This window comes from Aeromonas enterica, assembly GCF_054052465.1.
Genome location: NZ_JBSTYL010000001.1, coordinates 94,647 through 108,145, shown reverse-complemented (window position 1 = coordinate 108,145; position 13,499 = coordinate 94,647). Strand labels below are relative to the sequence as shown.

The following is a 13,499-nucleotide window of genomic DNA, read 5'->3' as shown; positions in this document are numbered from 1 at the left end:
ATGGCAAACGCCCTCTACGACAAAGGCCGCGAGAAGTTTCTCACCGGTGCCATCAATGCCAGTGCCGATACCCTCAAGTGCGCCCTGCTCAAAAACACCTATGCTCCCACCCTGGCCAGCGACGAGTTTTTCAGCACGCTGTCGGCCCACGTGGTCGGCACACCGCAAACCCTGACTGGCAAGACCGTCACCGGTGGCGTGTTCGATGCCGCCGACGTCACCTTCCTCGCCGTCCCCACCGCCACCGTCACGTATTGCGCCATCTACAAAGACACCGGCACAGCCGCGACCAGCCCGCTGATCGCCCTGTTCGACACGGCGGCCGGTCTGCCGGTCAGCACCAATGGCGGCGACATCATCATCGCCTGGGATAGCGGCGCCAATAAGATCTTCAAACTCTGATGGCAACCCTCTATCCCATCTGGCGCGGGTCACTGACCTACCACGACGGCACTCTGTCATTCGACGGGGCGGCTATCTATCGGGGCACCCAGCAGGGTGAAGATGATCCCGCGCCAGATGCCATTGCCGGGGTCAGTGTCGGCCTGACAGTGGCCGGGATAGAAGAAGGTCAAGCAGGGCAGGCGTCGCTCACTCAGCGCGCGAAGCCAACCGGGATCAGCCAGTTTGCAGCCGGGGCCAACAAGCTGACCAGCCGCGCCAAGGCCATCGCTATCAGCGATGGCGCCCAGGGTGATCCAGCAACAACCATCCAGGCCACTGTTGCAACAATGGGCGACCTGCTCGCCATGGGGGCGGCTGACATGTCTACACAGATCACCCTTGCCGGGCTTGATGCGGGGATTGTCGGCACGGCAGGGGTAAGAACCCGGCTAGGTACCGGCGGGTTACAGCCTGACGCCATCGAGGCGCCGACGGTTCAACAACTTCTGGCACCTGCAGGGTTCGATCTCGGTGCCCTGGGCAGCCACAAGGCCAAGGTGCGCCAGACCATCGGCGATCTGTCTGACGGTCAACAAGGTGACCCACGTCTCAAGACCAAACTGGCACAGACTGCCACGGCCTTCACCGGCGCCATGGGGTCGCCGATCGCCAAGTATGCCCAGATCATCTACCCGGCGGCGCCGGCATTGCCAGCCGAAACCTTGCCAGCCCTGACCATCACCCTGGCGCACAGTGCGCTGGCGGCGCCGCTGCTATCTCCGATCTCCGCCCGCGCTTGCCTGGGTGTTCGTGGTATTGACGCGGGGGCATTTGGCTCGACAAAGGTGCATCGCCTGCCCCTGCCATCACCCGCCACTCGCGACCTGCTGCCCCCCTCTGTCACCCGGCTTGAACACTTGGCCGCCGCGACACTGGCCTGCAACCTGACGCCAGAGGTGATCACCTCCACCCGCTTTGCTGATACCTGCCCGGCACCATTGCTGCCATGGCTGGCATGGGCGCGCTCGGTGGACTGGTGGGAACTGGCCGAGTCAGAAGACCAGCAGCGCGCGCTGATCCGTGCCTCGTTCAAGCTGCACCAGCACAAGGGCACCCCGTGGGCCATCAAAGAAGCACTCAACGTGCTGGGATTTGGTGACAGCACCATCATCGAGCGCGCCACCGGTCGCCGCTATGACGGCACCCTCAACTACAACGGCAATGAAACCCACGGCGACCCGACCCGCTGGGCGGTGTATCGGGTCATTCTTGCCCGCCCGGTCACCACCGATCAGGCCAACCGCATCAAACTCCTGCTGGCAGAAATGGCCCCGGCCCGCTGCCACCTTTCAGCACTCGATTACACCAGGGCGCCCGTCACCTACAACGGCGTCGCAACCTACAACGGCAACTACAACCACGGAGCCTCGTGATATGGCGAATTTACAAGAGGTAGTCAGCTGGGATGCTGGCGTCTACCAGCTCGAAACCGGTGACTCGGTGCTTGGCGGCCCCGGCGGAACGTCCAACAAGCAGGCCCAAGCCCTGGCCAACCGCACCGCCTACCTGAAACAACATATGGATGACCTTGAGGACGGCGATACCGCAGCCGGCAAGGCCAACAAACTCGCCACCGCCCGTAACGTGGCGATCGCGGGTGATATCACCGGCCAAGCCTCGTTCGATGGCAGCGCCAACATCACCATCACAGCGACCTATAAAAACTCAGGGGTAGTAGCGGGCACCTATCGATCCGTCACCGTCGATGCCAAGGGCAACATCACTGCCGGTACCAACCCCACCACCCTGGCGGGCTACGGCATCACCGATGCATTACCAGCAACCGGAACGGCAGCCGCAGCCCAGAAGCTGGCTACCGCCCGCGCTATCGCCCTGGCTGGCGATGTGACCGGTCAGGCCAACTTTGATGGCAGCGGCAATATTAGCATCACCACCACCTATAAAAATTCCGGGGTGACCGCTGGCACCTATCGCTCAGTCACGGTCGATGCCAAGGGCAATATCACTGCCGGCACCAACCCAACCAGCTTGGCTGGCTATGGCATCACCGATGCAGCAACCAAAACCGAGTTAGGAACCGTACAAACGGGGCTCAATAACTTGGGGGATGGCACAACCGCGGCTGGGAAAGCCGATAAACTCAGCACCGTCCGCCTGATTGCGCTGGCTGGCGATGTGACAGGTCAAGCGTCATTTGACGGCAGTGGCAATATCAGCATCACCGCCACCTATAAAAACTCGGGGGTTGTGGCGGGCACCTATCGCTCGGTCACTGTCGACGCCAAGGGCAACATCACCGCTGGTTCCAACCCCACCACCTTGGCTGGCTATGGCATCACCGATGCGGCAACCAAGAGCGAGCTGGCCAGCTCGGAATATCCGGTAGGTGCCCCCATTCCCTGGCCACTCGCTGCTCCACCTGTTGGATATTTAATGTTGATGGGACAGTCATTTAACAAAGCAACCTATCCAAAACTGGCCGCAGCATACCCGAGTGGAGTCCTTCCAGACCTGAGAGGAGAGTTTATTCGCGGATGGGATAACAACAGAGGTGTTGATATATCAAGGCCACTTCTTTCATATCAGTCTGATGAAGTAAAAGAACACAAACATTACATCCCATCGAAATATGCAGGTGGCTCAGAAACATCATCATTGAACAGCCTACAAGCAGGGTACGAAACATCACTAGATACGAATTATTCATACGGGACAACAGGTGTTGAAAATCTCGACGGCAGCCCGGCAGGTGGTGGTGAAACCAGAGTAAGAAACGTAGCGTTTAACTACATCGTGAGGGCTGCATAATGGCAACAATAACGTGGGATGAACAAGGTTTTGCTGAACAAGATGGCACTGTTACCGCTTATAAAGCAGACCCAATCAGTAGGGAATGTCTGGGGGCTACAACAGTGTGGGTATCAATGGGTACAGGATTGCCAGCAGATATCTACATGGATGCTCCAACGAGCGAAACCAAAGCAGGATTTGCCATTGTACGCGCATCAACAGGCGATAGATGGCAGCAAGTGGAAGATCATCGCGGCACCACCGTTTACGACACGGTAACAAAGGCAGGCAGTGATATCACGGTGCTAGGGCCCATCCCTGACGGGAAAACTGACCAGCAACCGACCTCTCAATATGACAAATGGAGCGGCTCCGCATGGGTAACGGACGAGGGCGCTGAACAGCAAGCCACTCTGGAGGCTTCAATGGGTGAACAGGCCAAGCGCATAGCCATGGCCACCCAACAAATCGCCATCATCAATCCGGCAGTCGATGGCGGCTACGCCAAGCCGGAGCACACCCAACTACTGGCAGACTGGCAGCGCTACCGTTACGAGCTGACGTCGGTACCGGAGCAACCCGGCTGGCCGGAATCACCGCAATGGCCAGACCAGCCTGAAACAATCATCTAGCCCAACACCCCGCCCTGTGCGGGGTGTCTCGTTACTGCCGCACATCAACCCATTGTCACCGCCGTTCCAGTGTATCCACGCCGGATACACTGGCCGCCGCTCGCCTGTCATCCCCTGCCCCTGCATCCTGACCCTGCTCGCATCACATGCACCAAGCTCCGTCCGGACAACAGGAGAACCTATGGCACTGGACCAATTTCACCACGGCGTGCGCGTCGTGGAAATCAACGAGGGCACCCGCACCATCCGCACCGTCGCCACGGCGGTGATCGGCATGGTCTGCACCAGCGAAGACGCGGACGCCACCTACTTCCCCCTCGACAAACCCGTGCTGATCGCCAACCTGCCGGTGGCCATCGCCAAAGCGGGCAGCGAGGGCAACCTCAAGAAGTCGCTGCAAACCATCTATGACACCGTCAACACCATCGTCATCGTCGTGCGCGTGGCCAAAGGGGCCGATGCCGCAGCCCTGACCAGCAACATCATTGGCACCATCAAGCCAGATGGCAGCTATACCGGCCTCAAGGCGCTGGAACGGGCCGCCCCGGTCACCACCGTCAAGCCGCGCATCCTCTGCGTGCCGGACAACTGCACCCTGCCGGTGGCCACCGCCCTGGCTGGCATGGCCAAGAAGCTACGCGCCTTTGTCTACGTGCCGACCATCGCCGAGACCGTCGAAGCCGCCTTGGCCTATCGTGAAAACTTCGCCAGCCGCGAGCTGATGCTGATCCATGGTGACTGGACGGCGTGGGACGTGGCCGCCAATGCCAGCGTCAAGCTCGATGCCTGCCTCAAGGCCGCAGCCCTGCGGGCGCTCATCGACAAAGAGATCGGCTGGCACAAAACCATCTCGAACGTCGGCGTGACCGGGGTAGACGGCATGACCAAGGCCCTGTTCTGGGATCTGCAAGACCCAGACACCGAGGTCGGCCTGCTCAACGCCAACGAGATCACCGGCCTGATCCAGGCCAATGGTTTCCGCAACTGGGGAAACCGTACCTGTTCGGACGATCCCCTGTTCTGCTTCGAAAACTACACCCGCACCGCCCAGATCCTGGCCGACACCATGGCCGACGCGCACATGTGGGCCAACGACAAGCCCATGACCCCCACCCTGGTGAAAGACATCGTCGAAGGGATCAAGGCCAAGGGGCGCGAACTGGTGACCGGCGGTTATCTGCTCGGCTTTGACTGCTGGTACAACGAGGAGCTCAACGACAAAGACACCCTCAAGGCCGGCAAGCTGCGCATCGATTACAACTACACCCCGGTGCCGCCGCTGGAGGACCTCGGCTTACAACAACGCATCACCGACCACTACCTCATCGACTTCGGCGCCCGCGTCGCGGCTGCAGCATAAGGAGCCACCATGGCACTGCCAAGAAAAGTAAAACAGCTGAACGTGTTCACGGACGGCACCAACTGGATTGGCGAAGTGGAAGACTTCACCTTTGCCAAGCTCTCCCGCAAGTTTGAAGCCTATCGCGGCGGCGGCATGGGCGGCGCCGTCAACATCGACATGGGGCTCGATGACAGCGCCCTCGATACCTCTTTCACCATGGGCGGCTACAGCGCCGAGATCCTGGGCAAGATGGGCAACAGCAAGATCGACGGGATCGCTCTTCGCTTTGCCGGCTCCATCCAGCGTGATGACGTCGTCGGCGTGGAGGCCATAGAAGTGTTCACCCGAGGACGCTTCAAAGAGATCGACTGGGGCACTGCCAAGCTTGGCGACAACAGTCAGGCCAAGGTCAGCATGGTCAACACCTACTACAAGGTGACCATTAACGGGGCAGTCATCCACGAAATCGACCTGCTCAACATGATCGAGATCGGACCAGATGGCGTCGACCGCATGGCCGAACACCGCAAAGCCATCGGCCTCTAATCCACCCAACAACCCAACGGGCGGCCAACAGCCGCCCTCACCACATCAACATCAGGAACAAGCACCATGGAAAACAAGACCGTAACCCTCGACCAGCCAATCCAGCGCGGCGACACCACCATCACCGAGGTGCAACTGCGCAAGCCCAAGGCGGGCGAAATGCGCGGCCTCAACATGGCCGACGTCCTGCAGATGGACGTCAACGCCCTCACCAAACTGCTGCCACGCATCACTACCCCGATCCTGACCGAAGCCGAGATCGGCAACATGGACCCGGCTGACCTGCTGCAGCTGGGCAGTGAGGTGGCCGGTTTTTTGATGCCGAAGAAAATGGGTTACCTGGCTGCGTAGATGACCTGATGGCAGATCTTGCCATCATCGCCCACTGGCCGCCGTCCGACATGGCGGCCATGGAAATCAGCGAGCTGATGGGCTGGCACCAACGCCTCGTTGAGACTCACAACCGCATCAACGGGGCAGAAGAACAATGAACCCTCTCAAACTTCAAATCTTACTCGGGGCGGTCGACAAGCTAACCGCCCCCCTCAAAGCCGTCAGCGGCCAGAGCCGCACCACCGCTCAAGACCTGCTCGCTACCAAAAAGCGCATCAAGGAGCTGGAAACCCAGAGCGGCCAGATTGACGGCTATCGCACCCTGGGCCGCCAGATTGGCGCCACCCGTGCCCAACTCACAGCCGCCCAGCGTGACGCCCAACAGATGGCCCAGCAGTTCGCCAAAGTCGAACAGCCGACCAAAGCCATGACCCGTGCCATGGAGCAGGCCAAGCAGAAGGTGCGCGACCTCTCCCAGCAAGAGCGTGAAATGGTCGCCCGCCACGGCAGCCTGAAACGGGCCATGAACGAAGCCGGCATCAACACCAAACAGCTCGGCGATCACCAGCGCCGCCTCAAGACTGACTTGGCTGCCGCCAACGGCCAGCTCGACCAGCAGCGCGCCAAGCTGGGCCAACTGGCTGACCAGCAAAAGCGCCTCAACCAGGTCAAAGCCAGCTACCGCCAGACCCAGGAGCTGCGTGGCCAGATAGCGGGCCACGGCGCCACCGCCATCGCTGCGGGTACCGCCATAGGCATGCCGGTTTACAGCGCCATCAAAGAGTATTCCGGCTTTGAAGATGCCATGAAGGGGGTAGCCAAGCAGGTGGATGGTGCCAGAACCGATTCCGGCGAGCTGACATCCGTTTACTATGACATGGCCAAAGAGATAAAGGCCATTTCAGAAGAGATCCCACAGCTCAACGGCGCGATCGACATCGCCGCCCTGGTTGAAGGGGGCGCCCGCATGGGCGTGCAGGGCAAAGACAACCTGCTCAACTTCGCCAAAACCACCGCCAAGGCGGCAACCGCCTTTGAGCTGCCGGCCGGTCAGCTCGCCGAAGACATGGGCAAGATTGCCAACCTCTACAAGATCCCCATCAGCAACATCGAACAGCTCGGCGATGCCATCAACTACCTCGACGACAACGCCCAATCCAAGGGGGCAGACATCATCGACGTGCTGCAACGTCTGGGGGGCGTGGCCGACAAGCTCGATTACAAGAAAGCGGCCGCACTGGGCTCCACCTTCCTCAGTCTGGGGGCCGCACCGGAGATCGCCGCCAGCGCATCAAACGCCATGGTGCGTGAGCTGTCCATCGCGACCATGCAAAGCAAGCGCTTCCAGGCTGGGATGCAGGCGGTCGGCCTGAAATCGGCTGACGTCGAAAAAGCCATGGCTACCGATGCCATGGGCACCATCACCAAAGTGCTGGAGAAAATCAAAAAGCTCAAAGCAGAAGACCAGCTCAGGGTCACCACCCAGATATTCGGCAAGGAATACGGCAAAGATGCGGCCAAGCTCTCCAACAACCTGGATGAACTCTATCGCCAGTTGAAACTGGTGAACGCCGAGAAGTCGAGGGGGTCGATGCAACGTGAGTCAGACATCGACAAAGACTCGCTCTCATCCCAATGGCTGATCCTGCAGGCTGGGATAACAAACGTGAAGGCAGACCTTGGCGAACTGCTTCGCGGATCCCTGATGGACATCATCACATTCACCAAAGAGATCGTTGCCGGTACCCGCAACTGGGTTGAAGCAAATCCAGAACTGGCCAACACCCTGGTCAGGATTGCGGCCGTGACATCCATCATCGCCATTGCACTGGGCGGGCTGTCGTTGACAGTTGCCGCCCTGCTCGGCCCCTTGGCCATCATGAAGCTCATCTTCGGGGTGCTGGGGGTCACCTTTGGCGGCATGCTGGGTGCGATAGGGGCACTCCTTGCCCCATTGGCTGCCCTTGTCGCTCTCGGCATTGCCATCATCAAGTTTTGGCAGCCCATCAGTGCATTTTTCAGCGGGCTATGGCAGGGCATCATGACCGGGCTTGCTCCCGTCTTTGAGGCCTTCAAGCCGTTCGCCCCACTGATTGATGGCCTCGGCACCGGGGTTAAAGCGCTATCGGGCTGGTTTGGCGACCTGCTCGAACCACTCAAGTTCTCCAAGGAAACGCTGGAAGGGTTCGGCAGCGCTGGCCAGTTCGTCGGCCGCATCCTGGGAGAAGCCTTCAATCTGGCACTGACCCCGCTCAAGGCCTTCCTGAAAGGGATCGAATGGCTGCTCGAATCGCTGGGGATTTTAGAAGCCAAGAAGCTGCCGAGCTTCCAGATGCCAGCACCGACACCATCAACACCGGGTTACCTGAATGGAAACTTCGGCACACCAGCACTATCTGGCGGGTACAGCTACGGCCCTCGCATCGTGCAGACCGCCAAGCCAGTTGCAGCCAGAGGAGCATCGTCAACCACCCAGATCAACGCCCCGATCAACATTGTTCAGCAACCGGGGCAATCCGCCACTGAGGTGGCTCAAGAAATAAGCCGCGAGCTGGACAAGCGCGAACGGCAGGCCGCCGCCCGTGGCCGTGCCACTCTGGGCGATCGCAACTAAGGAGCAATCACCATGATGATGACCCTGGGCTGGTTCGTGTTTATGCGCTCGACCGTCGCCCCACAATCCCAGCAAGACGAATGGGCATGGCGCCACCCCGGCAATAACCGGATCGGTGCCCGCCCTGCCTATCAGTTCCTCGGCCCTGACGATGAAACCAGCACCCTGAGCGGGGTGCTGTTACCCGAACTGACCGGTGGCGTCCTCTCCCTCGACATGCTGCGCCAGATGGGTGACAGCGGTGAAGCCTTCCCCCTGATCCAGGGCGATGGCGTGATGCGCGGGTCATTCGTGATAGAAGGTATCAGCACCACCCGCACCGAGTTTTTCGATGATGGTGCAGCCCGCAAGATTGAATTCAGCATCAAGCTCAAGCGGGTCGATGACAACGACACCACCTTCGGCAATACCCTGCTCAATCGCACCGCGGGCAACCTGTTTGGCCGCCTCGGTGTGGGCAAGCTGATCGGCAGTATCGGCAACAAACTCGGGGGGATCCTCTGATGGGTGCCTTCGACCAATTCGGTAGTCGCCTGGCCGAGAACCTAGGCATCACCAACCCGCTCGATGCCCTGCGCCAAGGTCACCCGGTACCGGCTTACCAGGTGCTGGTCGATGGCAGTGACATCTCGGCCGCCATCCGCCCACGCCTGATGTCGATGACCATCACCGACAACCGGGGATTCACCGCCGACACCATCGAAATAACCCTCGATGACAGCGACGGTCAGCTCGACATGCCACGCCGTGGGGCTACCCTGCGATCCCTCATCGGCTGGCAGGGCAGCGCCCTGGTTGACAAAGGAACCTTCAAAATTGACGAAGTGGAACACAACGGGGCCCCCGATGTGCTCACCATCCGGGGCAAGTCGGCAGACTTGCGCGGCGGCATGAACAAACTGCGCGAACGCAGCTGGCACTATCAAACCATCAGCGCCATCGTCGAACAGGTCGCCGCCCCCTACCAGCTCACCCCCTGCGTGGGTGACTCACTCAAGGGCCAGATGATCGACCACATCGACCAGACCAACGAAAGCGATCTGGCCTTCCTCACCCGCTTGGCGGGTCAGTGTGATGCCATCGCTACCGTCAAGTCTAGCCGCCTGATGTTCATCAAGGCGGGCCAGGGTACCACCGCCAGTGGCCAGCCCCTGCCGGCCATCACCATCACCCGCCAAGATGGCGACCAGCACCGCTTCTCCGTGGCAGACCGCGACGCCTACACCGGCGTGACGGCCTACTGGCAAGACAACAAGGCCGCCGAGAAAAAGAAAATCGAGGTGAAGCGCAAGAAGAAGACCAAGCCGAAACAGGAACGGCCCCTACCGCCTGGTGTCGTCGTCAACAAGAAGGAACATGAACTGCTGGTCGGCGACAGCGAGAACGTCAAAGAGCTGCGCCATGTTTACGCCAACCAGGCCAACGCCATGCGGGCCGCCCGTGCAGAGTGGGAACGGATCCAGCGCGGGGTGGCCGAGTTCGACATCACCCTGGCCAAGGGCCGCCCCGAGCTCTACCCGGAACAACCAACCACCGTCAGGGGATTCAAACCCGATATCGACGCCGCCCCATGGCTGCTCACCCAGGTAGTGCACGACCTCACCAATCAGGGTTACACCAACCGCGTACAACTCGAAGTGAAGCTGGAAGAACTGCCAGAATGAAAAATGGCGGCAGAGCCTAAGCCCTGCCGCCACTATCGATCATCAAATCCCCTGCCGCCACTTTGCCGCCACAACCGCTTAACCAACCAGCGAACATGAAACCAAGGCATTGTTTTTAAATGACTTTTTCTATGTTAAAAAATCAACACTAAAGAGCGTAGAATTTTTTCGGCATGTTATCGATCTCGAAGAGTTATATAAAACAATTACTTAAAAAATAATCACCTCGCGTTCTCACGCGCGGCTGAGTCAATGCTGGCGCCTCTGCTTCCCGAATTCGGCTTGCATTTTGGCTGCCTCAGGGCGGGTACCTCGGCAGCAAAAACAGATTCAATGAAAGCAGGATGGGCATAGCTGGCGGCCATGTCGTTCGGAGGAAAGACCGCGGACAGGCTGTTGGGCCGGCATGATAGCATCGTTTGCGGATAAATTGACTGGCAAACGTATGCGAAATGCAGGAAAAAGCGGCCCTGCTCCCTGTCATCCCGCCCGGCGTCAGGCATACAGCCCCCTTCACCACATCCGTTTCCGCCCGTAGCAGATAAAAAAATAGCAGGGGGAGGATGGTATCCTCACTCACCTGCTGCTTCACATCTTGCTGCTTGTCCCCGGCGGGGCGCCCCTGGCTTAGCGGTAAGCGAAGGGATTCGGGTAGCTATAGCCCTGGGTGTAGAGCGATTGGGCAAACCAATAGGTTGAATTGCTGCCTGACATAGTAAAACTCCTGATTGCTTAACAAGTTACGTACCTTTATGCGGGCTCAGATCCTTGAACAGACACTCGGTTCCATGGAGGCGCACTTGCTTTGCTTCGGTTCCCTGGAGGCATTCATCGTCATCCTGACGGGTGGCTAACCACGGCCACCAATTTACCAGCCGGCGCCATAAATACAATATTTTTGTGACATGCATCACATAATTTCTTTTGTGCTGGGCATTGTCACCTCAACCTCGGCTGTACGCTGTGAACAATCCGATTACCAGCACAAGCCGCGCGCAATTTGCGCTGATCGCTCACATTTTTGTGTGATTGACTGTATTATCGTTATCCTCTTCCTCGGCCCTCTGGGCCCGGTCAATTTCCGTGCTGGTAAGGAGCCCCGACGTGGCACAGCTTAGCTCTCTCTCTCCCAAACTGATTTGGCACTTCTTCGAACAGATCTGCTCCATCCCCCACCCTTCCAAGCACGAAGCCCGCTTAAGCGCCTGGATAGTCGAGTGGGCCCAGGGGGAAGGCCTGGCGGTCAAGCAAGACGCCGTGGGCAACATCATCATCAAGAAACCGGCCACGCCGGGGATGGAAAACCGCAAGGGTGTGGTACTGCAGGCCCATATCGACATGGTGCCCCAGGCCAATGCCGATACCCACCACGACTTCACCCAGGATCCCATCGATGCCTATATAGACGGTGACTGGGTGACTGCCCGCGGCACCACCCTGGGCGCCGACAACGGCATGGGCATGGCTGGTTGCCTGGCCGTGCTGGCCGACAAGAACCTCAAGCACGGTCCGCTGGAAGTGCTGCTGACCACCGACGAAGAGACCGGCATGACCGGCGCGTTCGGGCTGGAAGCGGGCTGGCTGGAAGGCGAGATCCTGCTCAACACCGACTCCGAAGAGGATGGCGAGGTCTACATGGGCTGCGCCGGTGGGGTGGATGCCAATATCCGCTTCCCGCTGGAGCAGGTCGCCGCCACCGAGGGCGAAGGGTTCGAGCTGCAGGTCAAGGGGCTGCGTGGCGGTCACTCCGGCGTCGACATCCACCGCGGTCGTGGCAATGCCAACAAGCTGCTGGTGCGCCTGCTCAAGGCGGCCGAACCGCTGGGTCTGCGTCTGGCCGAAATCCACGGCGGCACCCTGCGCAACGCCATCCCCCGCGAGGCCCGTGCCAAGCTGCTGGTGCCCGCCGCCAGCGTCAACGAATTCAAGGCTCTGGTCGACCGCTATGCCGGCATCTACCAGAGCGAGCTGGCGGCCACCGAAGCCAACCTGACCGTGCTGCTCACGGCTCAGGAGAAACCCGCCAAGCTGATGAGCGAAACCTTGCAGGCTCGCCTGCTGGACGCCCTGATGGCCTGCCCGAACGGGGTCATGCGCATGAGCGATGCCATTCCGGGCGTCACCGAGACCTCCACCAACCTGGGGGTCATCAAGACCCAGGATGGCGAAGTCTATGTACAGTGCCTGATCCGCTCCCTCATCGACTCCGGTCGCGAGAGCGTCGAGCAGATGACCCGCTCCCTGTTCAATCTGGCCGGTGCCAGCTGCGAATTTACCGGAGCCTATCCTGGTTGGGCGCCGGACGTGGACTCCCCCGTGATGGCGCTGGTACGCAACAGCTACCAGACCCTGTTCGGCGAGATGCCGAACGTCATGGTGATCCACGCAGGTCTCGAGTGCGGCCTGTTCAAAAATGCCTATCCTGACTGGGACATGGTCTCCTTCGGCCCGACCATACGCGGTGCCCACTCGCCGGACGAGAAGGTACACATCCCGGCCGTCGAGCGCTTCTGGCAACTGCTGGTGCACGTGCTGGAGCAGATCCCGGCCAAATAAGGCGCCAGTTCCTCTGTACCCGCAGTCGACCTGATGCATACCCCGCCCAGTGCGGGGTATTTTTTTGCACGCATGTGCCCGTCACCGCCATCCACGCCAGGCTCCTGAGGGTCGCCTTTCTTTCAATACCCCGGCCCTTCATCTGCCCATCAGGGGCTCACTTTCGGCCCGCCATGGTGCCCTGAGTTGCTCTGAAACCGTCTCCATGAACAGAACTGGGTTTGAAAACCCTTTCCATGATTTATGTAAATTTACCACGCAAAAAATTGATCCAGCTCACATAAGACCATAGGATCAAATTGTGACTCATGTCACACACTACAACTAGATAACAGAGCGATGAGGTGAATATATGTTTGAGAACCTGGCAGTACTGTTCCACCTTAAGGGTGCAACCAGCAAGAAAGGCGCCGTAGAGAAAGACACCTACGCCCCGTCAACCCGTGAGTATTACTTCCGTTACGGTGCCTGATGCATCGGAGAAAAAGATCTAACGTAGTAAAATTACACACATCATAATCATTGCAACAGCCATCCCCTCTCGGGGCCGCGGTCCTGCCCTGGCCAGACTTTCCACGGCCAAACCTGAACTCCAACCATGAAGATGGGGCCCACAG

At 59.5% G+C, this 13,499-nt stretch carries 12 protein-coding genes; all 12 read left to right on the top strand.

The window, feature by feature from the left end:
• Positions 1–402 (top strand): hypothetical protein, encoded by a 402-nt coding sequence (locus ACW5XD_RS00470; RefSeq protein WP_456493139.1) that lies wholly within the window; start codon positions 1–3, stop codon positions 400–402.
• Complete coding sequence (locus ACW5XD_RS00465) at positions 402–1,817, top strand: phage tail protein I (RefSeq protein WP_456493138.1); 1,416 nt, start codon at positions 402–404, stop codon at positions 1,815–1,817. Before ACW5XD_RS00470 ends, ACW5XD_RS00465 begins: the two co-directional genes overlap by 1 nt.
• Position 1,818: 1 nt before the next feature.
• A complete protein-coding gene (locus ACW5XD_RS00460; protein WP_456493137.1) occupies positions 1,819–3,213 on the top strand; it encodes a tail fiber protein in 1,395 nt (464 codons plus the stop codon).
• Positions 3,213–3,827 (top strand): tail fiber assembly protein, encoded by a 615-nt coding sequence (locus tag ACW5XD_RS00455; RefSeq protein ID WP_456493136.1) that lies wholly within the window; start codon positions 3,213–3,215, stop codon positions 3,825–3,827. The genes ACW5XD_RS00460 and ACW5XD_RS00455 overlap by 1 nt, the downstream gene beginning before the upstream one ends.
• Before the next feature lie 181 nt (positions 3,828–4,008).
• Positions 4,009–5,187 carry a phage tail sheath protein gene (locus ACW5XD_RS00450; RefSeq protein WP_456493135.1) on the top strand — a complete coding sequence of 393 codons (1,179 nt, stop codon included), beginning with the start codon at positions 4,009–4,011 and terminating at the stop codon, positions 5,185–5,187.
• 9 nt (positions 5,188–5,196) lie between these two features.
• On the top strand, positions 5,197–5,715 hold the full coding sequence (locus ACW5XD_RS00445) for a phage major tail tube protein (protein ID WP_456493134.1): 519 nt from the start codon (positions 5,197–5,199) through the stop codon (positions 5,713–5,715).
• A gap of 66 nt (positions 5,716–5,781) precedes the next feature.
• Positions 5,782–6,066 carry a phage tail assembly protein gene (locus tag ACW5XD_RS00440; protein WP_456493133.1) on the top strand — a complete coding sequence of 95 codons (285 nt, stop codon included), beginning with the start codon at positions 5,782–5,784 and terminating at the stop codon, positions 6,064–6,066.
• A gap of 8 nt (positions 6,067–6,074) precedes the next feature.
• Positions 6,075–6,206: a GpE family phage tail protein gene (locus ACW5XD_RS00435; protein ID WP_323949864.1), complete on the top strand. Its 132-nt coding sequence runs from the start codon at positions 6,075–6,077 to the stop codon at positions 6,204–6,206.
• Positions 6,203–8,662, top strand: coding sequence for a phage tail tape measure protein (locus tag ACW5XD_RS00430; RefSeq protein ID WP_456493132.1), 2,460 nt, complete (start codon positions 6,203–6,205; stop codon positions 8,660–8,662). The genes ACW5XD_RS00435 and ACW5XD_RS00430 overlap by 4 nt, the downstream gene beginning before the upstream one ends.
• A 12-nt stretch (positions 8,663–8,674) precedes the next feature.
• Complete coding sequence (locus ACW5XD_RS00425) at positions 8,675–9,166, top strand: phage tail protein (RefSeq protein ID WP_456493131.1); 492 nt, start codon at positions 8,675–8,677, stop codon at positions 9,164–9,166.
• A complete protein-coding gene (locus tag ACW5XD_RS00420) occupies positions 9,166–10,326 on the top strand; it encodes a phage late control D family protein (RefSeq protein WP_456493130.1) in 1,161 nt (386 codons plus the stop codon). The genes ACW5XD_RS00425 and ACW5XD_RS00420 overlap by 1 nt, the downstream gene beginning before the upstream one ends.
• Before the next feature lie 1,104 nt (positions 10,327–11,430).
• The gene (locus ACW5XD_RS00415; RefSeq protein ID WP_456493129.1) at positions 11,431–12,882 is read left to right on the top strand and encodes an aminoacyl-histidine dipeptidase; all 1,452 of its coding nucleotides are present in this window, start codon (positions 11,431–11,433) and stop codon (positions 12,880–12,882) included.
• The last annotated feature ends 617 nt before the right edge of the window (positions 12,883–13,499 follow it).